This window comes from Streptomyces sp. NK08204 (assembly GCF_020400585.1).
Classification (GTDB): Bacteria; Actinomycetota; Actinomycetes; order Streptomycetales; family Streptomycetaceae; genus Streptomyces.
This window is the reverse complement of record NZ_JAINVF010000001.1, coordinates 574,382-599,024: the sequence shown is the minus strand read 5'-3', so window position 1 is coordinate 599,024 and position 24,643 is coordinate 574,382. Positions and strand designations below refer to the sequence as shown.

The following is a 24,643-nucleotide window of genomic DNA, read 5'->3' as shown; positions in this document are numbered from 1 at the left end:
AGGAGCGCCATGGGACTGCACCGCCTCACCTCGATCACCATCGGGGTGCCCAACGTGGAAGAGACCTCCCGGTACTACGCGGACTTCGGCCTCCAGCCGACCGGCGACCACTCATTCGCCACTGTCGACGGCGGACAGCAGCTGAGACTCGTCCGTACGCCCACGAGGCGGCTGGTCGAGATCGGTATCGGCGTGGACGACCCCGACGACCTGGATCGTGTGGCCGCCTCGCTCGCGCGTCTGGAACTGGCCGGCGAGCGGACCGGGAACAGGCTGGTGACCGAGGAGCCCATCGGCGGCGTACGAGCGGTGCTCGACGTCTCCGAGCGGCTGGAGCAGCCGACGATCGAGGCCACCCCCTACAACGGGCCCGGACGGATCGACCGGCCGGGGACGCGGGCTCCCGGAGTCCTGCGCGAGGAGTCCGTGCGGCCCCGCAAGCTGGGGCACGTCGTCATCGGGTCCACCGATCAGGGGGCCACGCAGCGGTTCTTCGCCGACGGACTCGGCTTCAAGATCAGCGACTCCGTCCCCGGTATGGCCGCCTTCATGCGCTGTTCCACGGACCACCACAACGTGCTCGTGACGTCCGCGCCGCTGAACTTCCTGCACCACACGGCCTGGCAGGTCGAGGACATCGACGAGATCGGACGCGGGGCGACCGCGATGCTCCAGGAGCACCCCGAGCGGCACGTGTGGGGACTGGGCCGCCACCACATCGGCTCCAACTTCTTCTGGTACCTGAAGGACCCGGCCGGCAACTTCACCGAGTACTACTCGGACCTCGACTGCATCGTCGACGACGTGCTGTGGAAGCCGGAGGTATTCGAAGGCGCCAGGGGGCTCTTCAACTGGGGACCGCCTCCGCCGCCCTCCTTCCTGGAGCCGGAAGACCTGGCCGCTCTGATGACCGGTGCGCACGCGCCTCGGTGACCCACCCCGATCGCCTGGAGAAGAAAGAGCCGCATTCCATGCGCACCATCGAAACGTCTGTACTCGTCGTCGGGGCCGGCCCCGCCGGTCTCACCGCGTCCGCTCTCCTGGCCCGTGACGGCATCGACACCATCACGGTGACGAAATACCGGGGCACCGCCAACTCGCCCCGGGCCCACATCATCAACCAGCGCTCCGTGGAGGTCTTCCGCGACCTGGGCATCGAGGACCGCGTCCGGGCGCTCGCCACCCCTCACCACCTGATGGGCAACAACGTCTGGGCCACCAGCTTCGCCGGCCAGGAGTTCGCGCGGCTGATGACCTGGGGCACGGGCACCGCCCGCAAGGCCGACTACGAGGCGGCCAGCCCCTCCGAGATGTGCAACGCCCCCCAGCACATCCTCGAGCCGGTCATCCTGGAGGCGGCGCAGGAGGCGGGCGCCGACATCCGCTTCTCCACCGAGCTGGTGGAGATCAGCCAGGGCGAGGACGGAGTCCTCGCCAAGGTACGGGAACGCACCACCGGAGCCGAATACGCCATCCGGACCCGGTACGTGATCGGCGCCGACGGCGGACGCTCCACCGTCGGCCGGCAGCTCGGGTTCACCTTCGACGGCGAGGCGGGGCTCGGCGCCGCCGTGAACGTCTGGCTGGAGGCGGACCTCACGAAGTACACCGCCCACCGCCCGGGCGCGCTGTACTGGATGTGCCGGCCCGGCAACGACTACTGGGTCGGCAGCGGCACCTTCATCTGTGTCAAGCCATGGACCGAGTGGGTCATGCTGTTCATGTACGACCCCGCCGACGGCGATCCCGACCTCAGCGAGGAAGCACTGCTGGCCCGCGCCCACACCACCATCGGCGACCCCGACGTCGACGTGAGGATCAAGGCCGTCAGCCGCTGGGAGATCAACCACATAGTCGCCGCGGAGTACCGCAAGGGCCGGGCGTTCCTCGTCGGTGACGCCGCTCACCGTCACCCGCCCGCCAACGGTCTGGGCTCCAACACCTCGGTCCAGGACTCCTACAACCTGGCATGGAAGCTCTCCGCGGTCATCCGCGGCCAGGCCGGGCCTGAGCTCCTCGACAGCTACCACCAGGAGCGCCAACCCGTGGGCCGCCAAGTCGTCGACCGCGCCCTGAAGAGCGTGCAGGACATGCTGCCGATCTCCCAGGCCCTCGGGTTCCGTCCGGGCCAGGGTTCACAGGAAGGCTGGGCCGGCCTCGAAGAACTCCTCAGCGACAGCGACGCCGGCCGGAGGCGCCGCAGTGAGCTGCGGGAAGCGGTCGAACTCCAGAACTACCAGTTCAACTGCCACGGTGTGGAACTCGGCCAGCGCTACACGTCCGGCGCCGTGATCGACGACGGTACCCCGTATCCGCCGTTCGAACGTGATCCCGAGCTGTACTACCACCCCACCACCCACCCCGGTGCCTGTCTGCCGCACGCCTGGCTCCAGCACGGAACCAAGCGCGTCTCCACGCTCGACCTCGCAGGCGGCGGGAGGTTCTCCCTGCTCACGGGGATCGGCGGCGAGCAGTGGCTCGAGGCGGCGAAGAAGGTCGCCGAGGAACTGGGCATCGACCTGGCCGCCCACGGCATCGGCCAGGGCCGCACCTACGAGGACGCGCTCGGGGACTGGGCCCGGGTGCGGGAGATAACGGACCGGGGATGCCTCCTGGTCCGGCCGGACCGGCACATCGCATGGCGCAGCCACGACCTTCCGGCAGACCCGGAACAAGAGTTGAGCCGGGCCCTGAACGTGATCCTCGCGCGCGGCTGACGGCTCCGCCGGCCCGTTGTGCTCTTCCCTCGTTCCCGACCGCCGTTCCCGACCGCCGTTTCCAACGCTGTTTTCGACCGTGTACGTGGCCTCGTGGTCGGGGAAGGCGCACGCGATCCCACCCCAAGGAGGAAACATGACACCCTCGTCGTCCTTCGCACCTTCGGCCGAGGACCACAAGGCCGTCGCCGTCGACTACTTCAAACGCCTGGACACCGGCCGGGACCTGCTGGACCTGTTCGACGAAGAAGCCTACGTCTGCTTTCCCAAGCACGTGCCCGCGCGCGGCATCGAGGAGGTGCGCCGGCTGTTCACCGACATCGGCGCGTTGTTCACCTCGATCGTCCACGAGATCCCGTACCTCAACTACATCACCGAGGGCGAGTTCCTGGTGGTCGAAGGGTTCACCCATGGCGTGCTCGCCGATGGCACGGCCTGGCACGCGGGGCAGAGCCTCGGCGGACGCTTCTGCAACGTCTTCCAGATCCGTGACGGGAAGATCCACCGACTGTTCATCTACCTCGACCCCGACTACGGCGACGCCGACACCGAGCGCTTCCCCTGGCTGAGGTCCTGACGGCCGGCCGGGTCGCGGCGCGCTGACGCGCCGTCAAGCACGGAACTCCAGCAGGATCGGTCTGCTGGAGTTCCGTGCTTTCGGGGCGCCGAAGGAAACGGCGCGCCGACCGGTGCTGCCGCATGGTGGCGGCATCACCCGCACAAGGGGCGCGCCGCCCCTCCTGTGCGGAGGAGGGGCGGCGCTGAAGGCACATCCACGTGGCAGGGCAGGAGGGGTCGTGAACGTGCCGCCCTGTCGGCTCACCGTCGCAGACTCAGGCGGCGAGGCCGTTCTTGAGGGCTTCGGCGATCTGCACGACGCGCTCGGCCTGGTGGCGGGCGGCGTTGCGGGTCTGGTCGCCGATGGGGTTGTTGCCCTGGGCGTCGACGTGGGAGGTGCCGTAGGGGTTGCCGTCGACGAACTTGACGGGGTCGGTGTAGCCGGGGCTGACGATCAGGCCGCCGAAGTGGTGGATGGAGTTGTAGAGCGCGAGAAGGGTGGATTCCTGACCGCCGTGGGTGGTGGCGGTGGTGACGAAGCCGCTGTACACCTTGTTGGCCAGCTTGCCCTGGGCCCAGAGGCCGCCGAGGGTGTCGATGAACTGCTTGAGCTGGGAAGAGATGTTGCCGAAGCGGGTGGGGGTACCGAAGATCACCGCGTCGGCCCACTCGACGTCGTCGGGGGTGGCGACCGGTATGCCGGCGCTGGCGGCGGCGTGGGCGGCCCAGGCCTCGTTGGAGGCGACGGCGGCCTCGGGGGCGAGCTCGGCGGCCTTGCGCAGGCGCACCTCCGCCCCGGCCTTCTCCGCGGCCTGGGAGATCTCCTTGGCGATCTCGGCGCTGAAACCGGTCGAGGAGTAGTAGACGATCGCCAGCTTGACAGGGGAGGGCACAGTTGATCTCCGTTCGCTGCTGAGTGCATGTGCGATGGCGCTCCGTGGCAGACGTGGCCACGACCGCCAATCTGGTTGAATCGTAAACCATGTCGGTGTCGGAATGTCATCGTTGTGACGCACGCCTCGAACTTTCGAATAAACTCAGGACTTTCGAAAATTCCTTGACCTGTCGAGTCCAGGCCATGAGACTGGGCCTGTGTTTCGGATGTCGGATGTCGGCCGAACAAGGTCGTAGCCGCGGACTCCGGAGAGCTCGGCGCCGTCTCAGAGCCGGGCGCGGCACAGCCGACGTGTTCGCGAGGCCCCTGGGGCCGCGGCCCGAGGACGGCCCTGCCGCCGTAGCCCGACCATCCCGACCGCCATGCCATGAAGGGAAAGTGCCCGTGGACAAAGTCCGGGAGACCGCCGCAGACGCGGTCCGTGAGATCAGTGACGGGGCATCGCTCGCTGTCGGCGGTTTCGGGCTGAGCGGCGTACCGGACGTCCTGATCAGGGCCGTCCACGAACAGGGCGCCACAGCTTTGAGCGTCGTCTCCAACAACTGCGGTGTCGACGGCAGGGGCCTGGGCATCCTGCTCGCGGCCGGCCGGGTCGCCCGCGTCACCGGCTCGTACGTCGGGGAGAACAAGGAGTTCGCCCGTCAGTACCTCTCCGGCGAACTCGAGGTCGAGCTCGTGCCCCAGGGGACCCTCGCCGAGCGGCTGAGGGCCGGAGGCTGCGGCATACCGGCGTTCTTCACGCCCGCCGGTGTGGGTACCCAGGTCTCCGACGGCGGCCTGCCCTGGCGCTATGCCGCCGACGGGACCGTCGCCGTCGCCTCCCCGCCGAAGGAGGTCCGGGAGTTCGACGGCCGCGCCTATGTCATGGAGCGTGGGATCAGCACCGACTTCGCGCTCGTACGGGCCGCGAAGGGGGACCGGCACGGCAACCTCGTCTTCCACCGGTCCGCGCGGAACTTCAACCCGCTGGCCGCGATGGCCGGTCGCGTCACGATCGCCGAGGTCGAGGAACTGGTGGGACCGGGCGTCCTGGACCCGGACGAGGTGCACCTGCCCGGAGTCTTCGTCCAGCGGGTCGTACCGCTGACACCTCAACAGGCGGCCGACAAGCGGATCGAGAAGAGGACGGTGCGGCACTGATGGCCTGGAACAGGGACGAGATGGCCGCCCGTGCGGCGGCCGAGGTGACCAGCGGGTCCTACGTCAACCTCGGCATCGGACTGCCCACGCTGGTGCCGAACTTCCTGCCGGCCAGAGCCGACGTGGTGCTCCAGTCGGAGAACGGCATCCTCGGTGTCGGCCCCTACCCGGACGAGGTCCGGGTCGACCCGGACCTGATCAACGCCGGCAAGGAAACGGTGACAGTCCGGCCGGGTGCCTCCTTCTTCGACTCCGCGCTGTCCTTCGGCATGATCCGCGGCGGCCACATCGACGCGGCCGTCCTGGGCGCCATGCAGGTCTCCGCGGGCGGCGACCTGGCCAACTGGATGATCCCCGGCAAGATGGTCAAGGGCATGGGGGGAGCGATGGATCTGGTCCACGGCGCCCGCCGGGTCATCGTGCTGATGGAGCACACCGCCAAGGACGGCTCCCCGAAGATCGTTCCCGAGTGCACCCTGCCGCTGACCGGCAAGGCATGCGTGCACCGCATCATCACCGACCTCGGCGTCCTGGACGTCACCGACCGCGGACTCGTCCTGGTCGAGACCGCTCCCGGTGTCACGGCGGACGAGGTGGTGAGCCGGACCGCCGCTGCGGTGCACACCGACGCGGCGGTGGCGGCCCTCTGACGGCTCACCGGCCCGTCATCCCGGACAGCGCCGGGCCGGTGAGCCCATACTCGAACTCCCTGAGGCTCGCCCACTTCCCTCCCCCTCCGGGCGGAGTGGGCGGTCCCCGGAGCCGGTGACGCCGATGCGGAGCATGGGCTCGTCGAGAGCCGGCAATCACGTCATCTCGAGAGGCCGAACCGGACGGCATCGGCAGTCGGCCCGTCGGCGACCGTACGGCGGAGTCCCGCTGCTCGTCGTCGGTCTCCCGGTGGCGAAGCAGGTCCGCGGTGAAACGGCGGAACGCCGTTACCAGGACCCCCGTGGGACGGCGTCGGCGAAAACTGCTCCCTCGGCGCAGGCGATGGGAACGCTCCTGCACGGCGTGGGTGCCGGTCTGCACCACCGGCGACTTGCCGCCGCACATGTCAGCGGCTGCCCCGGCGCGAGGGAGGGTGCGCCGGCCCGTGCCCTCATGGCCGATGTGCAGCGGATTGTGGCGCGCAGGGCCGAACGGCGAGCGCAGGTGGCGGTGTTGGGCGCAAAGCTGGGCGGTGCGCTCGTCCAACGCCTCACTTTCCCGTCGACGGGCACCTGCGACGGGTACGACAGAGTCACTGCCTCAACGGTGCCGGCACGATGGTCAGGTACGTGGATCCGCCCGTAGAGGACAGAACGAGGCGGAGCGGTGCCGGTTCGCCGGCGCCGGTCGACCGGACGCGCACGTTCCCGTCCCCGCGCGTGTCACCAGGCCGTCGGTGGGCTGTTCATGCACGAACACCACCGCACCGGTCCGGACGGGGATTGCCGAAACGGAACGGCACGGCCAGTGGTTCCTCGGCCCGGTAGCGCGGTCGGGCCGGCACAGCCGCGCGGATGCCCTCGGGGACCATCGGCTCCATGCCGAGGACGTCGTCCAGGCAGTTGTTCATCGTCGGCTCGATGTGTCTCGGGGACCGGGCGCCGGACCCGGACGGTGGTGACCGTCCGGGTCCGGCGCCGTCGCGGTCCGGCGTATCAGTGCAGAAGGCCCTTGTCGAACCCGTACGCGTCACCGATCACGACGATCCAGACGCCGTCGTGCCACCGGTAGAAGCGGTGACCGTCGTAGCGGTAGGAGCGACCGTAGTCGTAGCTGTACCAGTCGCGTCCCTCCCGCTGCCAGATGCGGTGACCGTCCCAGCGGTGCTCACCGCGGAACTCCCGGCGGCCGCCCAGGTTGTGGTGGTGGTGCCAACCTCGGCTGTCCCAGTCGTGCTCGACCCGGTAGGTGTGCCGGTCGCCGCGGTACCAGCGGCCGTTGTCCCGGTCGTCACGGTCGCCGCGGTACCAGCGGTCGTTGTCCCGGTCGCCACGGACGTTGCCATGGAAGGCGGAGTGCTGCTCGTGAGAGACGGCCACGGCTGTGTGGCCGGCTGCCTGAGCGGGAGCGGCGGACGCCATGCCGCCCGCGGTGAGCAGGGTGCCGACGGCGGCGACGAGGGTGACGGCCGCAGCGGTGGCTCGCCGTCCAAAGGTGAGACTCATGATCTTCCTCCTGTACGGACACCGGTGCCGTTGGGGTTATTGGCACCGAAATCGTCCCGTTTGGGCGGGACAGGAGTGAACAGTACTCCTGATTAAGTTGAATATTGAACCGTATTGGGGGTGATCTAGACGACATGGTCGAAACGGGTGCGGATCGGGCAATCCCTGGCCGCCCTACTGGCTGGGGGTGTTGGCCGAAGCTGTCGCGGGACGGACTTCCTCCGCGCTCACCGACGCGCGTTCGCGTCCGATCCGGTCTCCGGCAGGAACCTGACCGCGCGCAGGGCGGCCACGAGTTCGGCAGTGTCGCCGGGGGTCTGGAGTGAACGACCGGTCAGGTCTTCCAGTTTCCGGAGCCTGTAGCGGACGGTGTTGGGATGGCAGTGCAGGGCCTGCGCCGTCGCGGAGGCGTTTCCGGCCGCCTCGATCCAGGACTGGAAGGTGTCGAGCAACACGGCCCGCGAGTCCGTGCCGAGGGCCAGCACCGGACCCATGACAGTGCGGGCGAGGTCGACGGCGGCCTCCGGAGCGGCGGCCATGACGAGCGTGAGCGGGTCGTCCTGGAAGCGCACGACAGCTCCCGCCCCTCCGGGGGGCCGGCTGTTCATGGCCAGGCGGGCGTGGCGCAGTGCCTGGCCGGTGCCGTCGAGGGAGGCGAAGGCCGGACTCACCCCTACTCGGGCGGTGGCGAGACGTCGTAGCACCGCCATGGTGAGGTCGACGGCGTCCGGGCGGAGCAGGGACGCGATACCGATGCGCAGGTCGGGGCGCAGAGCCCAGGCCGAGGGGATGCCGTGTGCGGCCAGCTGGGCCTCGACGTCACCGAGTGGCTCCTGGCCGAGTGCTGAGGCCTCGGCGGCGACCGCGACGAAGGGGCCCTTCCTGGGCAGGCCCAGCGTTTGGGCCACCTCCCACAGCGTCCGCCCGTCGGTGATCCGGCCGGTGAGCAGGGCCTCCGTCAGTGCGGAGCGTTCGCGCTCCTGGGTGCGGACGAGTTCGGCGGCCGCCCGGCGGTAGGCGGAGGTCAGGGAGTCGCTGTACGCGTCCGCCAGCTGCCACGCGGTGGCCGCCGCCGGCACCAGAACGGACGGATCGATGTCGAGGCGGGTGGCTTCCTCGGCCAGGACCGCCCACACCTCGGCGAAACCGAGCCGGTAGGCGCGCAGGACGTCCGGCAACGGACCGCCCTGGACCGCCCGCAGCCGCCCGGTCTCGCTGGGCTCGCTCACATCCGGTTCGCTGCCCCGGGCGAACTGGGCGAGGATGCTCTCGATGTTCCGCCGCAGCGACGCCCGCAGCTCCTCTTCCGACACGGTGCCGGAAGGGCCGTAGATGTCGATCTCCTCGCGGATACGACGGGCAGCCCGCTCGACCAGTTCCGGCAGCCGCGGGCGCAGGGACTGCGTCACGGCGGCGATCTCTGGTACGGGCAGACGACTCTGCACGAGGGCCAGCCTACGGGAAACGGGATTGTCACCGCTCACAAGGGATCGCCCGGAGACGCAGATCACACCGGGGTGCGTTTGTCACGGGCGACAACACCTTGCCGTCACTTCTTGTCCGCCGGTCCATTGGTGCGGGGTGCTGCGGGCGTCAGTCTGTACCCGGCATCGGGCAGTTACGGGGCTGTAATCAGGAGGACACATGCCGAACATCGCGGAAAATCTGTCGGAGACGGCACGGCGTCACCCCGATCGCCCCGCCCTGCGCTTCCTGGACACCGTGGTGACGTACGCGCAGCTGGACACGGTCGCCTCACGCGTCGCCGGGATGCTCCGCGCCGAGGGGCTGACGGCCGGCGAACGGGTGGGTGTGATGCTGCCCAACGTCCCGGCGTTCGTCGCGCTCTACTACGGCATCCTGCGCGCCGGGGGAGTCGTGGTCCCGATGAACCCGCTGCTCAAGGCCCGCGAGATCGAACACTGCCTGGCCGACTCGGGGGCGTCTCGCCTGTTCGTGCATGAGGGCGCCGAACAGGAGGCGGCGAGGGGAGCCAGTGCGACGGGCGCCTCGGTGACCCCCGTCGACCCGGCCCTGACCCAGGTGGACGAACACACGCCGGCCGGTGTGCAGACGCCGCGTGGTGACGACGACCTCGCCGTGATCCTCTACACCTCCGGCACGACCGGCAGGCCGAAGGGCGCCGCCCTGACCCACGGCAATCTCCGCCGGAACACGGAGTGCGTGGCAGACCGGGTGGTCCAGGTCGGACCCGAGGACGTGGTGATGGGCTGCCTGCCGCTCTTCCACGCCTTCGGCCAGACCTGCGGCATGAACGCTTCGGTCCGCCAGGGCGCCTGCCTGGCGCTCGTGCCCCGCTTCGACCCGGCCCAGGTGCTGGCCCAGCTCGACGAGCTGGGGGTGACGGTCTTCCAGGGCGTGCCCACGATGTACAACGCGCTGCTGCACCAGCCCCCGTCCGCCACCGCCCCCGAGGCCGGTGCCCTGCGGGTGTGCGTCTCCGGCGGGGCCGCCCTGCCGACGGAGGTCCTGCACGCCTTCGAGAGCCGCTTCGGCTGCGCGGTGGCCGAGGGCTACGGACTGTCGGAGACCTCCCCGGTGGTCACCTTCAACCACCTCGACCGCCCCCGCAAGCCCGGCTCGATCGGCACCCCGATCGACGGTGTCGAAGTACGCCTGGTGGACGGCGACGGCCGGGACGTCCCGGCCGGTGAAATCGGTGAGATCGCCATTCGGGGTCACAACGTCATGGCGGGCTACTGGAACCGGCCCGACGCGACGGCCGAGGCGATACCGGACGGGTGGTTCCGCACCGGAGACCTGGCCCGCCAGGACGCCGACGGCTACCTGTTCGTCGTCGACCGCAAGAAGGACCTGATCCTGCGAGGCGGGTACAACGTCTACCCGCGGGAGATCGAGGAGGTGCTCTACGAGCACCCGGACGTCGTCGAGGCAGCCGTGGTCGGCGTGCCGCACGACTCGCTCGGCGAGGAGGTCTCCGCAGCCGTCGTCCTCACCCCGGGGGCTTCGGCCACCGCCGAAGACCTGCGGGCCTTTGTGAAGGAACGTGTGGCTCCGTACAAGTACCCGAGGAACCTCTGGCTCGTGCCCGCACTGCCCAAGGGCCCCACGGGAAAGATCCTCAAGCGGGAGATCCGGCTCCCTCGGTGATCTGCGCACCGTGCGGCGGTGACGTCTCAGGAAGGCGCGCCGGCATGCCCGTCGAGCAGACCGCCGGACGGCTGGGCCACGTGGAGGTCTCCAGCGACGGGCACGATCAGTAGGCGGGCTTCGCCACACTGCCATAGGACCACGTGCACCCCTTGGACATCTCGAAGTGCAGGTGCGGTCCGGTGGAGTTGCCCGTGGTGCCGACCCGGCCGAGCTGTTGCCCGGCGCTGACCTTCTGGCCGGCCTTCACCTGCCGCTGCGAGAGGTGGCAGTAGGTGTAGACGTGACCGTTGTCCGCCGCCAGACCGATCCACTGGCCGTACGCCCCGCCGTCGCCGTTGGACCACTCGACGGTGCCGTTGCGTACGGCGACCACGGGGGTGCCGCTCTGGGCGGCGAAGTCCTGCCCGGTGTGCCGGCCGACACCGTCGGGCTTCCAGGCGTAGGGGCCGCGCTCGTAGAACTCGAAGGTGACCTTGTGCCCCGGCACCGGCGACGGCACACGTGCTGCGCCGCCGGTGGTCACGCCCGCACAGTCGACGGGGAAGCCGGCGCTGTGGCCGAGGGCGGTCAGGGAGGTGCAGCCGGGTATGCCGTCGGCGTCGGCTCCTTTGAATCCCTGGGCGATCTGTTCGGCCTGGTAGGCGGCCTTGGTCTGTTCGCCGAAGTATCCGGTGGGGCCGTCCGCGATCGTGTGGCCGCGGGCGATGAGGGCCTTCTGTACGATGCGTACGTCCTCGTTCTCCTTGCCGAACTGGACATTGGCCAGGGCGACCATGGGGGCTCCTAGTATCCGTGGGGTTCGCGGTTCGGATCCGCCTGCTGGACGCGAGCGGCGAAGTTGGAGCCGGACTGGTTCACGTGGTAGCGGTCACGGACGTAGTTGATCGTCGCGGCCATGCACGCGACCACGTCGTAGGGCGTGGTGGCCGTGCCCGCCTGGTGGTAGGCGGCGAACGTGGTCGGGATGCACTGGGTGGCGCCGCGGGAGCAGTTCAGTGGGTGGCCGTCGGGAGCGGTCTTGCCGTGTGCGTTGACGTCCCACGTGTTGATCCGCTGCCCGGGGGCGTTCCAGGCGGACTCGCGCCGGGCGATGGTGGTGAGCGCCAGGACGCCGAACCCGGGATCCATGCCGGTCAGTTCGCAGGCCTTGCGCGCATAGCGCTGCATGGCCGCCTCCCCGGAGTCGTCGCCGGGATCCCGGTAGGTGACCTGGGCGAGGCTGAGCCGCCCCACGCCGCCGGTGGTCACGCCCGCACAGTCGACGGGGAAGCCGGCGCTGTGGCCGAGGGCGGTCAGGGAGGTGCAGCCGGGTATGCCGTCGGCGTCGGCTCCTTTGAATCCCTGGGCGATCTGTTCGGCCTGGTAGGCGGCCTTGGTCTGTTCGCCGAAGTATCCGGTGGGGCCGTCCGCGATCGTGTGGCCGCGGGCGATGAGGGCCTTCTGTACGATGCGTACGTCCTCGTTCTCCTTGCCGAACTGGACGTTGGCCAGGGCGACCATGACGTTTCGCTTCCCTTCTTCAGTTCCAGTCGGTCACGCTGAGCCGGATCCGCGCCTCCTCACCGAGGATCGTCCTGGTGGAGTCGGGCAGGGGGATGTCGCTGACCCACCTGCCGCTTGCGGGGTCCTCGTCAGCCAGGGACGGACCGGCCGGCTCGTAGTCGCTGATGGGACCGACGATGGCGGAGTTCCAGACGGCCCGGACCGCGGGTACGCCGGCTTCGCTGCTGACGTCGACGACGAGGATGTCGTCGAAGTCGGCGGTCTGCTCGATGTGGTCCCTGAAATCCAGGAAACCGTTGTCGCGTTCGCGCAGGGACAGGATCCGCAGGTGCAGCGCGTACCGCAGGGTGCCGGTGCCGCTCGGACTGGCCAGGTTCTCGCACAGGAAGGTGCTCACCAGCGGCACGGCTCCGTCGCCGTCCGCGCCGGACCGGCTGTCGCTGCGGAGTTGGACCGGACACCAGTGGGCGGCCGTCCGCTCGTGCATCACGATCTGCAGGCCGCGGATCGACAGGCCGATCTCCCCCTGCCAGACGGTGTTCTTCTCCTCCGGCAACCGGTGGTGGACGAGGGCGGAATCCACCTTGAGATCGCCGAACAGGAACCGCCGCAGGTTCTGGTAGCCCTCCTCGGAGTTGACGAGCCCGTAGCGCCCGCTGTGACTGCGGTGCACATAGGCGCGGAAGGCTCCCGGCACGTACGCGTTGTCGATCTGCACCAGGCCGTCGCTGCGGGGCCCGACCACCGCGGACGACAGGCCGTGCGCCACGTCGTAGTCGCCCGGGTCGGTGCCCACCAGGCAGAAGACCTGTCGGTGAGGGAAGGCGAACCGCTCCCCGTCGGCGGGCATCGCCCGGGGATCCCAGTCATCGGGCGGCTCGTCGCCGGCGGTGGCGCCCGGGGTCAGGTACTGGTACATCCGTTCACGCCCGAAGATCTCGGCACCGTTGATGCCGGTTGCGTCCCGCAGACGCTCCAGCATGCCGAATCCCAGGTCGAAGGTGATGCCCCCGTGCGGGGTGCCGTAGGTGAACAGCTTGGCGACGCAGTCGGCCGGTTCGATGTTCCGCTCCGGAAGAACCTTTTGGATCAGGCTTCGGCAGATGAGTCCGCCCATGGAGTGGGCGACCAGGTGCACACGGTCGACGTGGGCCTTTGCCCGAATCTCATCGATCAGTTCGAGCAGGTCCTGTGCGGCGTCCTCGATACGGAACTCCTTGGGCGTGCCACCCCATGTGCTCGCCGACGGATCGTAGAACCGGTGGATCCAGGTGCTGTCGGCCGGGATCTCCGTGTGGGTGTCCAGGTAGGTCTCCTGGCTGCCCTGGACGAGGATCTGATAGCCCTCGTCCATCATCAGCCGCAGCAGCGGGCTTTCGAACTGGTAGAAGCTCGGTTTGTTGTCCGGTCCGATCCGCATGTGCGTGGAACCCGCGTTGAATCCGCAGAACGGGTCCATCACCGCGTTGTCGATGCCGGACTGGCCGCCGGCGAAGCCCCGGACGTAGATGACGGGGAGTTTCTGGGCTGGGGACATACGAGCCGCCTAGCAGGTCAGAATTCATCGACACCCGGGAGCCAGGCGGCCGGATCGTCGATGAAGGCGTCGAAAGGGACATCCGCCGAGTGCCGGGAGGAACTCCCAGGTGTCGTCGGCACGGCCCGTGGTGCTGACCCTGTCGCCTCTCGTCCGGCACGCCACCGAACGTGGGTGCAGTCGTGCGCGGTGGCGATGTCGGGCCCGTAGCACGGGTTGAGGTCGTCGTTGTCGCTGCCGCGCGCCGGGTGGGCCGCGTCGCCGACGCCGCCGTCGGCGGTGACGCTGCGTCCCGGGCAAGGCGCGTCGAGCTGATGCCGCAGGGTTTCCAGGCTGTTCGCGACGCGCCAGGACACCGCGGCCTGCTAGTCGATCGGGACCGCAGCCTGGGCATCCGCGACATGGGGAAGGACGAAGTTGTAGCCGACGGCGGCATGCCCGCCGCCGTTGGGGCACACGCCCTTGTCGGCGTAGCCGTCGTAGAACATGGCCTGGCAGTTGGCGCAGTAGCGCCAGTCCGTCTGCGCGGTCGGGGTGCCCGCGACGTCGTGCGGCGGCACGTAGTGCTTACCGTCGGCGATGTGGCCCCCGCCGCCGGGGCAACGGCCCTTCTGGGGGTAGCCGTCGTAGAACATGAGTTGGCAACGCCCGCAGCGGCGCCAGTCGGTCTGGGCGGTGGGCGTCCCGGGAACGTCGTCGGGGATGACGAAGGTGTAGCCGACGGCCTCGTGCCCGCCGCCGGTGGGGCAGCTGCCCTTCTGCGGGTTGCCGTCGTAGAACATCGCGTGGCATTTGCCGCAGTAGCGCCAGTTGGTGACCGACATGGGACTGCCTCCTTCGCGTGTTCTTCCTCGGCGTGGGTCTGAGCAGCCGTTACCGAACCTAGGCAACCGCCGTCAGCCCGGCGTCACTGCGCCGTCATCGCGGCCGCTTCGGCGGCGCGCGGCGCAGGGTGGAGACCACCCCGGTGACCAGCGGTACGTCATCCCCGCAGTGCCGTCGAGCGGTGGGTTGCAGAGCAGGAAGGAGGGGCTGAAACTGGAGGGGACGGACCTCCTCGCAGGCCGCGGACCCCCGAAGCCGGTATCCACGGGATCGAGCTGTGAGGCAAGCGCCGGCGAGGCAGTACGGCTTCCGGCAGGCGCTCATGCGACACCACGGTGAGCGAGGCGATCGTGAACGTGTCTCCCTCCGCCCAGTTGTGGTTGCTCGGGCAGTTCCGACTGCAGTTCGGAACCGAGACGGTGGCGCTGTGCCGCAACGGCCAGAGACTCCTCGCCTTCCTGAGCCTGCGCGAGCGGGTGGCCCGCACTGTCCTCGCCGGCACGCTGTGGCCCGAGGTCACCGAGGAGCACGCCAGGGGCAGCCTGCGCACCACCTTGTGGAAGCTTCCGCGCGGTGAGCCCCCGCTCGTTCGCTGCTGCGGAGACGTACTCATGGTCACCCCGGACCTGCGCGTGGACGTCCACGCCCTCACCCGCACGGCACTCAGCGTCGTGGCGGGCTGCGGTCCACCGTCCTGCTGCCACCCCCCGCTCGGACTCCTCACCGGAGACGACCTCCTGCCGGGCTGGGACGAGGAATGGGTGCTCCTGGAGCGCGAGCGCCTGCGGCAACTGCGGCTGCACGCCCTCGACACGCTGGCGGACACCCTGATCCAGCAGGGCAGACCCGCCCTGGCGATGGAGGCGGCGTGGGCCGGCGTACGCGCCGAGCCGCTGCGCGAGAGCGCGCACCGGGCCGTGGTCTCGGCTCATCTCGCGGAGGGCAATGTGTGCGAAGCGCTGCGTCATTACGCCGCGTTCCGCAGGTTGTTGAACGACGAACTGGGCGTCGAGCCCTCTCCCCGGTTCACCCGCCTGCTCGCCGAGTGGCTGCCGCCGCGGGCGGCGGCAGGGCACCCGGAGTGCGTTCCCGGACCGACCGCGTGAGACGGAGGTCGAACGGTGAAGCCGCATCAGGAGCTGTGGACGACGACCATGTGCTGGGCCAGTGTGGCGTCGACGGCCCACGCACCCCGGGGCACGGTCAAGGAAACGGTCACGATGCCGGGCGTCCCGCGGTCACGCGCGAACCCGGCCGCCGGTTTTCCCGTGGGATCCGGCGCCCGGGTCCCGATCGCGTTCTTCCGCCGGAGGCATCAGCCCCGGCCGTACCTCCTCGGTTCGGGAGCGGGCGCTTCCTCCGGTGCGACGCTCTCGGCAGAGGCCTTCCCGGGTGATTGACTTTCCTGCTGCTTGCTCGACGCGTCCCGCTTGCGCTGCTTCTGCGTGTCCTTCGCGGACTGTGCGGCGCGCAGGGCTGCCTCGTCCTTGGAATCGGCCACGACGACCACTACTTTCGCAACGATGGTGTCCGTCTGCGGGATCCCGCCCTCCGCCATTCTAGTTGCCGGGGCGCCCGATGCCCTGTCGAGCCACTGCACCGGACAGGTGACAAACCATGTCCCGGGCAAGCCACTCTTCGTGTCGGCCGCAGGAGTCCGGTGAACTGCTGTCTGTGAATCTGGACGACGTCGTGCGGTGTGAAATCCATCCGTCCCTCGGGATCGCCCGGGTGGGGAACAGTCCGACGGAATTCTTCATCGGCCCTGAGGTGCCCGGCCTTCCCCCGCAGCCGGCCGGCGGCTTCAAGGAGGGCGAGGGCCGCGTCAAGCGGCAGGCGGCACGCTTCCGTGTCTATGGTTACGGAGCGGACGGCACTGTGCTGGGCGAACTGACCGCGCAGCACGCGGAGATCTGCTGGACGGTCGAGCTCGCCAACACCAAGGCCGCCTGGTTCAGATTCGTCGGACGGCACCATGACGGGACGGAAGGCGGGGGAGCCCGGGACCCGCGGGCTCGCCGCAACCAGGCCATCGACGTCGACGACCCAGAGGCTCGGTCCCGGCTCGCCATCAGACCCGGTCCCCGTTCCGTCACCGGGCCGAACCAGTCGGGTTCCGGGGCACGATTCGACACCGGCACGTTCCTGGGCAGACCGGTGCCCCTCGGTGAACTGCGCACCGACGGCGACGGCCGGCTGCTCGTCCTCGGGGGTCTCGGCCACTCCGGCACCACCCTCCAGGACAACCCCGTCGTCCATTTCGCCAATAACGACTTCTGGTACGACGACGTGTCCGACGGCCCCGTACACGCCACCGTCACCTTGCGGAACGGAACCGGGCCGCTGCGGGCACAGCTGGCCTGGGTACTGGTCGCACCGCCCGACTTCTCCCCCCACACGGAGAACCTCGTCACGCTCTACGACGTGATCGCCGAGGCCCAGCAGTACGAGCAGCCCGACTCCGTCTCCTTCACACGGGACATCCATCCGATCCTGCGTCGCGTCAGCGACTACCCATGGGTCAACGCCGCCGCGCTGCGCGGCCACGGCGAGGGGGAGCCCGGCCACTTTCTGGCCCCCGCTCTCCTCGGGCAGCTTGCGTCGAACGGCCCCGGGACCGCCGACCTGCGGCAGTCGGTCTTCCGACGGCTGCGCGGGCCCGGCGCGGGGACCGCCGAGGCCACGTCCGTGTACATGCCTCAGCTCGCCGGTGACGACGGAGAGCCCCTGGACGGCAAGCCGGGCAGATGGATGTCCCTGCTGCCCGGCCAGTACGAGAGAATGCGCCGCTGGGCGGAGGGCGACTTCATCGCGGACTGGACGGGACAGCCGCCCGCCCCGGCCGAGCCCGCCCTGCAGGACGAGCCGCATGCCCTGGTGCGCGCTGCCCTGGAAGCTTGCAGCGGGGGCCCCTTCTACCCGGGCATCGAGATGACGTACAACGTCCAGGACCCGGACATGTGGGTCGGCCCCTTCCGGCTCCGGGAGGACCTCGAGCCCGGCGACCTGACCAAACACCTGGCCCTGCCGTGGCAGGCCGACTTCTACGAGTGCCACACCCACTGGTGGCCCGCCCAGCGGCCCGACGACGTCTATCCCGAGACACACTTTCTCTCCCTGGTCCGCTCGGCAGGCGAGCAGGCCACCCGGAGCATCGGCCCTACGCCGTTCCGCCGGCCGTGGGCGCGGGGCGTCGGGCAGCAGATCGTCCGCAAGCCGAAACCGGCCCGCAGGTCCGGGGAGAGCGACACCGCCTACGACAAGAGAGTGGACGACCAGTGGAGCCGGATGCGCGCGCACGCGGGCGCCCAGGACATGGTCGGGCAGTGGAGCCGGCTCGGCTTCGTCGTGGCCCGGCAGGCCCCTGACGGCAGCCGGGTCCTCGTCGAGACGGAACGCGCCGACCAGGTCGGCCTCAGCCACCGCGACTGGTTCTACGCGCTGCAGCATCCCGACCGCTTCCCCGACCAGGTCAAGGCCTCCCGGGCGTTCGCCCAGTCGCTGCTCGCCGAGGCGGTGGCCGTCCAGCACGATCCGGCCGCACCCCAGACGCTGCGGCCGTTCCGCTACACCCGGGAGGGCCTTCAGGAGCGGCTCGACCTGATCTACACCCAGCTGGCACAGGACGCCGAGGCGTACGACCCGGCCGACCCGGACATCGAGCAGGTGTTCCGTACTCGGGACTCGGTGGTTGAACGCCTCACACAGATGGCGCCCTTCAACCTCCTGGACGGGGTGTGGCTACGGCACCTCACCGAGGCCAAACCCATGGACGACGTCCACGGCCTGCTGTTCTCGATCTGGAAGGAGGAGGTCGGCGACGGCAACCCGGCACTGAACCACTCGAACCTATACCAGACGCTGTTGCAGCAACTCGGCGTCCACCTGCCGCCCGTCGACTCCTACGCCTTCGCCACACGCACCGACCTGCTCGACTCCGCGTTCACCGTCCCGGCGTTCGAGCTGGCGATCTCCTGCCATCCCGAAGCGTTCTTCCCGGAGCTGCTCGGCATGACGCTGTTCCTGGAGTGGGAGGTGCTGGGGGTCGTTCCCCTGGCGAAACTGATGGACCACCACGGCATCGACTCCCGCTTCTTCCGGATGCACGTCGGCATCGACAACGCCGCGGACGGACACGGCGCCCGCGCCCGCGACGCCGTCATGCGCTACCTCGACCAGCTGCACACACTCGGCGGGGAGGAGGCAGTGCAGCGTCAGTGGGAACGCATCTGGAACGGCTACGTGGCCTTCGCGGTCACGGGCAACCTCGGCGAGGAACTGGTCGCCCACCTGAAGTCACCGCCCACGCCCGAGGAGAGGCTGTTGGGCATGATCAGGAACAAGGCTCCACGGGCTACCCTCAACCACGGGAGGAAGATGCTCGCGGGCAGCTACCTCAACGACTGGTTCGCCGACCCCGAAGGCCTCCTCGCCGCGCTGACCGCTTCGGACTGGGTCGTCCCCGGCGATCCCGCCGGTAGCCCCCTCCTGCGTCTCTTCCGCTGGAACGGCCCCATGTACAAGGTGTTCGACGAGGAGGAGACCGAGGTGTGGCGGGAGTGGATCCGATCGCTCACCGAGGAGCCGGGTGAGCGGCGCGCGTACTCGCCGCTCGAAACCATCCTCCTCCTGGCCGACGCCGTACGGGCACGACCGGACGGCTTCCTCTCCGACAGCAGAACACTGGTCGGCCCCCAGCCGGGCAACCCGGACCGGATCGTGCAGCGACCGGTCGCCTGGTGGTGTCTCCAGCCGGCTCCCGCGCTGCTCGCCGCGCTGACGCATCCCGCGAACACGGCGGACGGCACGGGCGGCGACGACCGTCCGACGGACCGGGAGGCCGCCACGGACTTCCTCTGTGAGTTCTTCACTCCGGCGGACGCCACCCGACTCGCGCGTGACCTGCCGGTCTCCAGGACCGTGCGGCAGATCGTGCACGACTGGGTCCAGGCCGGCTGTCCGCTCCCCGACATGGGGGCACCGGCCACGCGCGTGAGCCTGTCGACGACCCAGCCCGTGCCCGAGCCCGACAGCCCGCTGCGGCTGCGCATCCAAGGCATGGGCAGCATCCATTGACCTGCACAGGGCGCCCTGCGAGGACCGGGGGAACGCCATGACCCGGCCGCGGAACCGCCCGGACGTGCTGGTCGCCGGAGGCGGCCCCGCAGGGGTGGCCGCGGCACTCACTCTCGCGTCGCAGGGTGCCGACGTGGTCCTCCTCCATCCCGGCCCTCCGGCAAGATGGCGTGTCGTGGAGAGCCTGGCACCCGTGACCCGGCTCCTGCTGCAGGGACTTGGCGTGCTGGACCGGCTTCCTCCGGAATGCTGCGCGCCTTGCTACGGCAACCAGTCGTCCTGGGGCGGGCCGGACCTGACGGCCACCGACTTCCTGCGCGGGCCCTACGGAGCCGGCTGGCACGTGGACCGCGGGCCGTTCGACGCGGCGCTGCGCCGGGCGGCCCGTGCGGCGGGCGTGCGGCTGCACACCGGCAGTGTCCGATCGGTGGCCCGGAAGGACGGCCGCTGGCAGGTGACCGTGTCCGACACGGCGATGACTGCTCCCTACCTCGTGGACGCCACGGGGGCACGGGCCCGGCTCGCGCGCCGGCTCGGCGCGCAGGTGGTGCATCACGACCACCTCGTGGCCGTGGCGGCCGAGGTGGTCGGCCCCGGCCCGCGACATGACGGCCCGTACGGCGCGGAGGCAGGCCCCGAACGCACGTCACTCGTCGAGTCCGCTGCCTTCGGCTGGTGGTACACGGCGCCCCTGCCGTTCGGACGGCACGTCGTCATGGCCGTCACGGACGCGGACCTGGTCGCCGGCGCGGGCCTGCGGACCCCGCAAGGCTGGTGGGCCGCACTGGCAGTCACCCGGCATGTGCGCGCTCGGGTGCCCGCTCATCGCCCCACCGCACCGCGCCGTCTGTGTGTCCTGTCCGCCGGCACCTCCCGCACGGTGCCCGCTGCCGGTCCGGGCTGGGTGGCGGCCGGAGACGCGGCAGCCGTGACCGACCCCATCGCTGCACGCGGCATCACTCACGCACTGGCCACAGGGATCGCGGCCGCCACCGCACTGACCGAGGAGGCCGGCGGCGATCAGCGGGCCCTGGGCCGTTACGCGGCGCGCGTGGGCGCCGTGCATGACGAGTTCCTCTGTGCCAGAGCCGCCTGCTATGGAGCGGAAGCGCGGTGGGACACCCCTTTCTGGAGACGGCGCCGCACCGCAGCGGACGTCACGTCACCGGGACCAGACGCCACGCCTGGTTCTTCCCGTTGAGACACTTCCACTGCTCCAGGTACGCGCCGGGAGCGGGCGCCGTGAACAGCGTGTTGTGCGCTGTCAGGCACTTGTCGCTGTGCCGCGCATGCAGCTCCCAGTAGCCGTCCTTCCGAGTCCACAAGGACCACACCCGGCCGTCCGACCAGTCGCAGTCACCCATGACGACCCGGTCGCCGTTGCTCTTCCCGGCGTCCGCCACGGCCAGGCACTTGCCCGACGCCCGGTCCCGGATCTGGAAGGCGTTCTCGTGTGCCTTCAAGTCTCCCCGCCGCAGGAACTGGAACCGCTGGCTGTCCGTGCCGTTGTCGCGGGCGACCTCGGTGCCCGTCCCCGCCCCGACCGGCGCGCCCTGGGCGTCGACCACCAGCCCGCCCCCGCTCTCGCCCGCACTCGGTGACGGACTCCCGGCAGCCGGCCGGCCGGCGATGGTGTACGTCGTGTCGGGGTAGAGGAACGGGTGGGCGTTGCTGCCGTCCGACCGCGCCGTGGCGGCCCAGCGGTTGGGTGCCTCGGCGTTGTCCTGCCAGGCCTGCGAGCGGACATCGGGGTCGACGCACGTGAGGTCGTCCGGGGTGCCCTCGCGCCAGACCCAGCCCTGCAGACAGGTCGCGGGGCCGTAGGGACCGCCGTTGGGACTGCGCCGCTCGTCGGCGTGGCTGTTGTCCTTGACCACCTGGTCATGGATCTCCGGCGCGACACAGACGTGATCCGTGGGCGTCGCCAGACGCCACACATACCCCTTCACGCAGGTGTCCGGTCCCTGGGACTGCGACGCCGACGCTCCCTGCGCGGTGCCGAGGCCGGCCGCCGCCAGGACGAGTGCGGCGACGACTGTGACACGGTGCCTGGTCACGGGGTACCTCCTTGGTCCGGGCGTGCCGTCACCGTCACGCTTCCGTCATTCCGGTATCGGGCCACATCAGGGCGAGGTGGTCCGCGTAGAACTCGTCGTCGTTCTTGCGGCAGGCGGTCACCCATATCTCGTTGAGGGTGCGGTGCGGGTCGCTGCCCAGGTAGGCGGTGCGCAGGAGGACCCGGTTGCGCAGGGCCGAGCCGGAGGTCCCGTCGGCGAGCTGCGCGGCCGCGGTACGGACGCCTTCGGCGTAGCGTGTCTGCTTCTCCTGGACCGTCTCCGGGGAGTCGAGCGAGTACGGTCCCTGGGGATAGGCGGGCTCTCCCATGTCGAGGGCGCCGTACATGAGCCCGTAGCAGTAGCCCATGGTGCCGTAGGCGCGGGGCGCGGAGTCCAGCGCGTGCCAGACCTCCAGGGCCATGCTGATCGGGGCGAACATGGCGTTGATCGGCTCGATGAGAGCCAGCGCGCCCTCCGCGTCGGCCAGGACGAGCAACGCCTCCGCGACGCCGCTGATGACGTGGACCCCGCTCTCGACATCCCCGGCGGTCACCACGGGCTGCGCGGTCACGGGCGGGGCGGGCAGCGGGTTGCCGGTGCCGGGATCCAGTGGTGTGCCGTACTGGTCGTTGAAGGTACGGGTTCCGTCCGGGTAGGTGTTCAGCACCCTGCCGTCTGGGAACGTGCGCATGGTGGAGCCGTCGGCGTAGCCGACCTCGGTCGTGCCGTCGGGCCACGTCGTGGTCGACGTACCGTCACCGTTGTCCACGGTGGTGGAACCGTCGGCGTTGGTCACTGTCATCGCGTCTCTCCTGTTCCTGTGTGTCCTGCTCAGGCACCGCTGCGACGGCTTCAGGTCACCGGAGTGACGAGCAGGTTCCGCCCCACCACCGACTCCCACGGGGAGAACGGCCCGGTGCCCTTGGTCGCCACGTTGCGCCGCCGGTACTCGAACTTCGGCTGGTCCGCGCGCAGGCCGGCGACCAGGTCCGAGAAACCGAACGGGATGTCGGCGCTCGCCTCGGGCGTGTCGCGGGTGAGGCTCACGGTGACCGCGTCGGCGCTGCCCCGGCGCATCTCGACGTCGATGCCGAACATGTCGGCCAGCTCAGGAGGCAGGCTCTCCGGGTGCTTCAACTGGTAGCTGCTCACGATCACTCGGGCGACCAGCCCGGTGGACGTGCCCAGCTCGTGAACGCGCTCGAGCATGACAGCGGGCTCGATCTTCACCGTGACCCCGGTGTAGTCGAGGGCCAGCGAGCTCACCAGGCGCGGATCGACGGGTTCGGCGTCGGTCTGGGTGAGGCGCAGCAGCGCCTCACCGTTGCCCACCGGAGGGTCGGCGGGCGGCTGGAACGCGGGCCGGCCAGGGGGAGTGGGCGGCGGAGCCTCCGGAGGGGGCTGGACCGGGGGTGAGCCGGCCCCGCCCACGGAGAAGGCCGCCGGGGTGGCCGTCGCGCGGGCGCAGTCGACCGGCACGCCGGTGAGCGGGTCGTTGACGAGCAGGGCCGCGACCACCCCCGAGACATCGGCCTGCACGGCGCTCGGGCTGCAGACCTTGGCGTAGAACGGCGGAGTCCAGCCGGGCGGCCAGGTGGCGGGATCCGGGAACGCAGGGGTGATCTGCTCGGTGGTGAGGAAACCGTCGTCCGGCTGGTCGAGCCGTATCCGCACCGGCACGTCGCGCTGTTCCTTCACCGTTTCGTCGTCGGGCGACCTCCGCAGGTTCAGCACGACCCGGCCCCCGATCCCGGTCGCCGCGCCGGACGCCGGGGCGAGCAACCGTGCCAGCAGCGTGTAGTACTCCATGGAGCAGTCCTGCACCAGCTCGAAGCCGCGTGCGTCGACCGTGGTGTTGCCGGCCTCCGTGCTGAGCGTCTTGCCTCCCAGGTCCTGCAGCCAGGAGGACTCGTCGAAGGAGGCACTGGCGTAGCCGCCCAGCACCAGTTGCGGGTAGGCGATCCCCTCCACTTCGGCGATGGCCGCGCGCAGGCGTTCCATCGACTGCGGGTCCAGCCAGGGGACCAGCTTGAAGCGCACCCTGACCTTCCACGCCTGGTCCGGGCCGGCGGCGGCGTCCGGCGCCGCGTCCGGCCGTACCAACAGCACACTCATGGCGGGGGCACCGTGCTCCAGGTCGAATGCCAGCCGGTACTCGCTGGGCAGGACGAAGTACTGGTTGGGCAGGGGCGACATCTGCCACAGACCCGCCGGGCTGTCCACCCACACGTTGTCCGGGTCGAGTCCCTGGTCCGCGTCGGCGCCGCTCTTGAAGTTCCAGTGGTAGTAGATCGGGCGGTTGGGCTTGTCCGATGCGGGCAGGCAGGCGGCGATTCCGCCGCCGCCCGGACCGAGCAGCATCGTCGTGGAGGCCATCTCGAGCTGGGCCTCCTCCCCGGGTTCCAGGTCCGCGAGGATCTCACCGGTCGGCGTTTCGGGGTTCCACACCCGGTAGGAGAGGGTGCCGTTGACGACGATGGCCGCGTTCGTGTCGTTCTGCAGGGTGTCGGCGGTGACGGCGGGATCCACCTCGGCGGCGAGGGCCAGGCGGCGCACGACGCCGGGCCCCGGCGTCGGCAGGTCGGTCACCGAGGCGAAGGTCACGGTGGACTGCTCATCGGTCGTGGTGAGGGTGGCCGTGAGGTCGCTCAGCGGCATCGGCCGGGCCTCGGCCGCAACGGTGTCCGGCCGCACCAGGTCGATCCACACCAGCAGGTTCCATCTGCCCACGTCGTCGGCCTCCAGGAACACCGCGGGCGTCCGCGAGCGCTTCGACCGGGCGGGCAGGGTTGCCACCGGGACGAAGTACGTCGCGTGGGCCCCGTCCAGGACGTCGCCCGGTTGCTCCGGCGGCGCGGGCACCAGAGGGACCTGATCGGCTTCCGGCTCGGCCCGTCGGGCCATCAGGTCGCTGAGGAGTCCGGGTTGGAAGGTTTCGCCGGTCGCGGTCAGGGTCTGTCCGGTGGCACCCGTCAGCCCGGGATCCAGGTCCCGTGTCTCGAGGCGCGCAGCGCCCGCTTCGTCGCTCATGACGCAGCTCCCTT

At 70.0% G+C, this 24,643-nt stretch carries 22 protein-coding genes; 9 read left to right on the top strand and 13 right to left on the bottom strand.

The features are described 5' to 3' along the window. The first annotated feature begins 9 nt into the window (after nucleotides 1–9). From K7G59_RS02535 to K7G59_RS02525, 3 genes are all read left to right on the top strand, one after another. Nucleotides 10–933: a VOC family protein gene (locus K7G59_RS02535; protein WP_225830116.1), complete on the top strand. Its 924-nt coding sequence runs from the start codon at nucleotides 10–12 to the stop codon at nucleotides 931–933. 38 nt (nucleotides 934–971) lie between these two features. After that, a complete protein-coding gene (locus tag K7G59_RS02530; RefSeq protein WP_225830115.1) occupies nucleotides 972–2,717 on the top strand; it encodes an FAD-dependent monooxygenase in 1,746 nt (581 codons plus the stop codon). A 136-nt stretch (nucleotides 2,718–2,853) separates the two neighbouring features. Further along, on the top strand, nucleotides 2,854–3,294 hold the full coding sequence (locus K7G59_RS02525) for a nuclear transport factor 2 family protein (protein WP_225830114.1): 441 nt from the start codon (nucleotides 2,854–2,856) through the stop codon (nucleotides 3,292–3,294). A gap of 256 nt (nucleotides 3,295–3,550) precedes the next feature. On the opposite strand, the gene wrbA is transcribed toward K7G59_RS02525, so the two are convergent. Beyond that, nucleotides 3,551–4,168 (bottom strand): NAD(P)H:quinone oxidoreductase, encoded by a 618-nt coding sequence (gene wrbA, locus K7G59_RS02520; RefSeq protein WP_225830113.1) that lies wholly within the window; start codon nucleotides 4,166–4,168, stop codon nucleotides 3,551–3,553. A gap of 386 nt (nucleotides 4,169–4,554) precedes the next feature. On the opposite strand from wrbA, the gene K7G59_RS02515 reads away from it, so the two are divergent. Next, the gene (locus tag K7G59_RS02515; protein WP_225830112.1) at nucleotides 4,555–5,310 is read left to right on the top strand and encodes a CoA transferase subunit A; all 756 of its coding nucleotides are present in this window, start codon (nucleotides 4,555–4,557) and stop codon (nucleotides 5,308–5,310) included. Beyond that, entirely contained in the window at nucleotides 5,310–5,960 is a 651-nt protein-coding gene (locus K7G59_RS02510) for a CoA transferase subunit B (protein WP_225830111.1), read from the top strand. The genes K7G59_RS02515 and K7G59_RS02510 overlap by 1 nt, the downstream gene beginning before the upstream one ends. A 746-nt stretch (nucleotides 5,961–6,706) precedes the next feature. Here the strand turns inward: K7G59_RS02510 and K7G59_RS02505 are convergent. The 3 genes from K7G59_RS02505 to K7G59_RS02495 all read right to left on the bottom strand — a co-directional run bounded on the left by K7G59_RS02505 (nucleotide 6,707) and on the right by K7G59_RS02495 (nucleotide 8,911). Beyond that, the gene (locus K7G59_RS02505; protein ID WP_225830110.1) at nucleotides 6,707–6,871 is read right to left on the bottom strand and encodes a hypothetical protein; all 165 of its coding nucleotides are present in this window, start codon (nucleotides 6,869–6,871) and stop codon (nucleotides 6,707–6,709) included. Between the two features lie 85 nt (nucleotides 6,872–6,956). Beyond that, on the bottom strand, nucleotides 6,957–7,466 hold the full coding sequence (locus tag K7G59_RS02500; RefSeq protein ID WP_225830109.1) for a hypothetical protein: 510 nt from the start codon (nucleotides 7,464–7,466) through the stop codon (nucleotides 6,957–6,959). 227 nt (nucleotides 7,467–7,693) lie between these two features. Further along, on the bottom strand, nucleotides 7,694–8,911 hold the full coding sequence (locus K7G59_RS02495; RefSeq protein WP_225830108.1) for a helix-turn-helix domain-containing protein: 1,218 nt from the start codon (nucleotides 8,909–8,911) through the stop codon (nucleotides 7,694–7,696). Between the two features lie 199 nt (nucleotides 8,912–9,110). Here K7G59_RS02495 and K7G59_RS02490 point away from each other — a divergent pair, with 199 nt between their 5' ends. Then, nucleotides 9,111–10,598: a long-chain fatty acid--CoA ligase gene (locus K7G59_RS02490; protein ID WP_225830107.1), complete on the top strand. Its 1,488-nt coding sequence runs from the start codon at nucleotides 9,111–9,113 to the stop codon at nucleotides 10,596–10,598. Nucleotides 10,599–10,704: 106 nt separating this feature from the next. On the opposite strand, the gene K7G59_RS02485 is transcribed toward K7G59_RS02490, so the two are convergent. The 5 genes from K7G59_RS02485 to K7G59_RS02465 are packed head-to-tail and all read right to left on the bottom strand — an operon-like array spanning nucleotide 10,705 to nucleotide 14,465. After that, nucleotides 10,705–11,376 carry a peptidoglycan DD-metalloendopeptidase family protein gene (locus K7G59_RS02485; RefSeq protein WP_225830106.1) on the bottom strand — a complete coding sequence of 224 codons (672 nt, stop codon included), beginning with the start codon at nucleotides 11,374–11,376 and terminating at the stop codon, nucleotides 10,705–10,707. An 8-nt stretch (nucleotides 11,377–11,384) separates the two neighbouring features. Continuing rightward, a complete protein-coding gene (locus tag K7G59_RS02480) occupies nucleotides 11,385–12,101 on the bottom strand; it encodes a peptidoglycan-binding protein (protein WP_225830105.1) in 717 nt (238 codons plus the stop codon). Between the two features lie 19 nt (nucleotides 12,102–12,120). Beyond that, nucleotides 12,121–13,641 carry a triacylglycerol lipase gene (locus tag K7G59_RS02475; protein ID WP_225830104.1) on the bottom strand — a complete coding sequence of 507 codons (1,521 nt, stop codon included), beginning with the start codon at nucleotides 13,639–13,641 and terminating at the stop codon, nucleotides 12,121–12,123. 17 nt (nucleotides 13,642–13,658) lie between these two features. Then, on the bottom strand, nucleotides 13,659–13,997 hold the full coding sequence (locus tag K7G59_RS02470) for a hypothetical protein (RefSeq protein ID WP_225830103.1): 339 nt from the start codon (nucleotides 13,995–13,997) through the stop codon (nucleotides 13,659–13,661). 9 nt (nucleotides 13,998–14,006) lie between these two features. Further along, nucleotides 14,007–14,465, bottom strand: coding sequence for a hypothetical protein (locus K7G59_RS02465; RefSeq protein ID WP_225830102.1), 459 nt, complete (start codon nucleotides 14,463–14,465; stop codon nucleotides 14,007–14,009). Between the two features lie 336 nt (nucleotides 14,466–14,801). Between K7G59_RS02465 and K7G59_RS02460 the strand changes: the two genes are divergently transcribed. Continuing rightward, nucleotides 14,802–15,572: a bacterial transcriptional activator domain-containing protein gene (locus K7G59_RS02460; protein ID WP_225830101.1), complete on the top strand. Its 771-nt coding sequence runs from the start codon at nucleotides 14,802–14,804 to the stop codon at nucleotides 15,570–15,572. 209 nt (nucleotides 15,573–15,781) lie between these two features. Here the strand turns inward: K7G59_RS02460 and K7G59_RS02455 are convergent, their stop codons facing one another. After that, nucleotides 15,782–15,967, bottom strand: a complete 186-nt coding sequence (locus K7G59_RS02455) for a hypothetical protein (RefSeq protein ID WP_225830100.1) — start codon at nucleotides 15,965–15,967, stop codon at nucleotides 15,782–15,784. A 116-nt stretch (nucleotides 15,968–16,083) separates the two neighbouring features. Between K7G59_RS02455 and K7G59_RS02450 the strand changes: the two genes are divergently transcribed. Both K7G59_RS02450 and K7G59_RS02445 read left to right on the top strand, forming a co-directional pair. After that, complete coding sequence (locus K7G59_RS02450) at nucleotides 16,084–19,542, top strand: LodA/GoxA family CTQ-dependent oxidase (protein WP_225830099.1); 3,459 nt, start codon at nucleotides 16,084–16,086, stop codon at nucleotides 19,540–19,542. Nucleotides 19,543–19,579: 37 nt separating this feature from the next. After that, entirely contained in the window at nucleotides 19,580–20,743 is a 1,164-nt protein-coding gene (locus K7G59_RS02445) for an NAD(P)/FAD-dependent oxidoreductase (protein WP_225830098.1), read from the top strand. Here the strand turns inward: K7G59_RS02445 and K7G59_RS34905 are convergent. The 3 genes from K7G59_RS34905 to K7G59_RS02430 are packed head-to-tail and all read right to left on the bottom strand — an operon-like array spanning nucleotide 20,700 to nucleotide 24,629. Next, nucleotides 20,700–21,599, bottom strand: a complete 900-nt coding sequence (locus K7G59_RS34905) for an RICIN domain-containing protein (protein WP_225830097.1) — start codon at nucleotides 21,597–21,599, stop codon at nucleotides 20,700–20,702. The genes K7G59_RS02445 and K7G59_RS34905 overlap by 44 nt on opposite strands. 34 nt (nucleotides 21,600–21,633) lie before the next feature. Then, nucleotides 21,634–22,401: a T-complex 10 C-terminal domain-containing protein gene (locus K7G59_RS02435; RefSeq protein ID WP_225830096.1), complete on the bottom strand. Its 768-nt coding sequence runs from the start codon at nucleotides 22,399–22,401 to the stop codon at nucleotides 21,634–21,636. A gap of 50 nt (nucleotides 22,402–22,451) precedes the next feature. Next, entirely contained in the window at nucleotides 22,452–24,629 is a 2,178-nt protein-coding gene (locus K7G59_RS02430; protein ID WP_225830095.1) for a hypothetical protein, read from the bottom strand. Between the last annotated feature and the right edge of the window lie 14 nt (nucleotides 24,630–24,643).

Coding starts and splice junctions, on each gene's coding strand:
- K7G59_RS02535 (WP_225830116.1), top strand. CDS start 10: ATGGGACTGCACCGCCTCACCTCGATCACCATCGGGGTGCCCAACGTG.
- K7G59_RS02530 (WP_225830115.1), top strand. CDS start 972: ATGCGCACCATCGAAACGTCTGTACTCGTCGTCGGGGCCGGCCCCGCC.
- K7G59_RS02525 (WP_225830114.1), top strand. CDS start 2,854: ATGACACCCTCGTCGTCCTTCGCACCTTCGGCCGAGGACCACAAGGCC.
- K7G59_RS02510 (WP_225830111.1), top strand. CDS start 5,310: ATGGCCTGGAACAGGGACGAGATGGCCGCCCGTGCGGCGGCCGAGGTG.
- K7G59_RS02505 (WP_225830110.1), bottom strand. CDS start 6,871: ATGAACAACTGCCTGGACGACGTCCTCGGCATGGAGCCGATGGTCCCC.
- K7G59_RS02500 (WP_225830109.1), bottom strand. CDS start 7,466: ATGAGTCTCACCTTTGGACGGCGAGCCACCGCTGCGGCCGTCACCCTC.
- K7G59_RS02490 (WP_225830107.1), top strand. CDS start 9,111: ATGCCGAACATCGCGGAAAATCTGTCGGAGACGGCACGGCGTCACCCC.
- K7G59_RS02485 (WP_225830106.1), bottom strand. CDS start 11,376: ATGGTCGCCCTGGCCAATGTCCAGTTCGGCAAGGAGAACGAGGACGTA.
- K7G59_RS02480 (WP_225830105.1), bottom strand. CDS start 12,101: ATGGTCGCCCTGGCCAACGTCCAGTTCGGCAAGGAGAACGAGGACGTA.
- K7G59_RS02475 (WP_225830104.1), bottom strand. CDS start 13,641: ATGTCCCCAGCCCAGAAACTCCCCGTCATCTACGTCCGGGGCTTCGCC.
- K7G59_RS02465 (WP_225830102.1), bottom strand. CDS start 14,465: ATGTCGGTCACCAACTGGCGCTACTGCGGCAAATGCCACGCGATGTTC.
- K7G59_RS02450 (WP_225830099.1), top strand. CDS start 16,084: ATGTCCCGGGCAAGCCACTCTTCGTGTCGGCCGCAGGAGTCCGGTGAA.
- K7G59_RS02445 (WP_225830098.1), top strand. CDS start 19,580: ATGACCCGGCCGCGGAACCGCCCGGACGTGCTGGTCGCCGGAGGCGGC.
- K7G59_RS02435 (WP_225830096.1), bottom strand. CDS start 22,401: ATGACAGTGACCAACGCCGACGGTTCCACCACCGTGGACAACGGTGAC.
- K7G59_RS02430 (WP_225830095.1), bottom strand. CDS start 24,629: ATGAGCGACGAAGCGGGCGCTGCGCGCCTCGAGACACGGGACCTGGAT.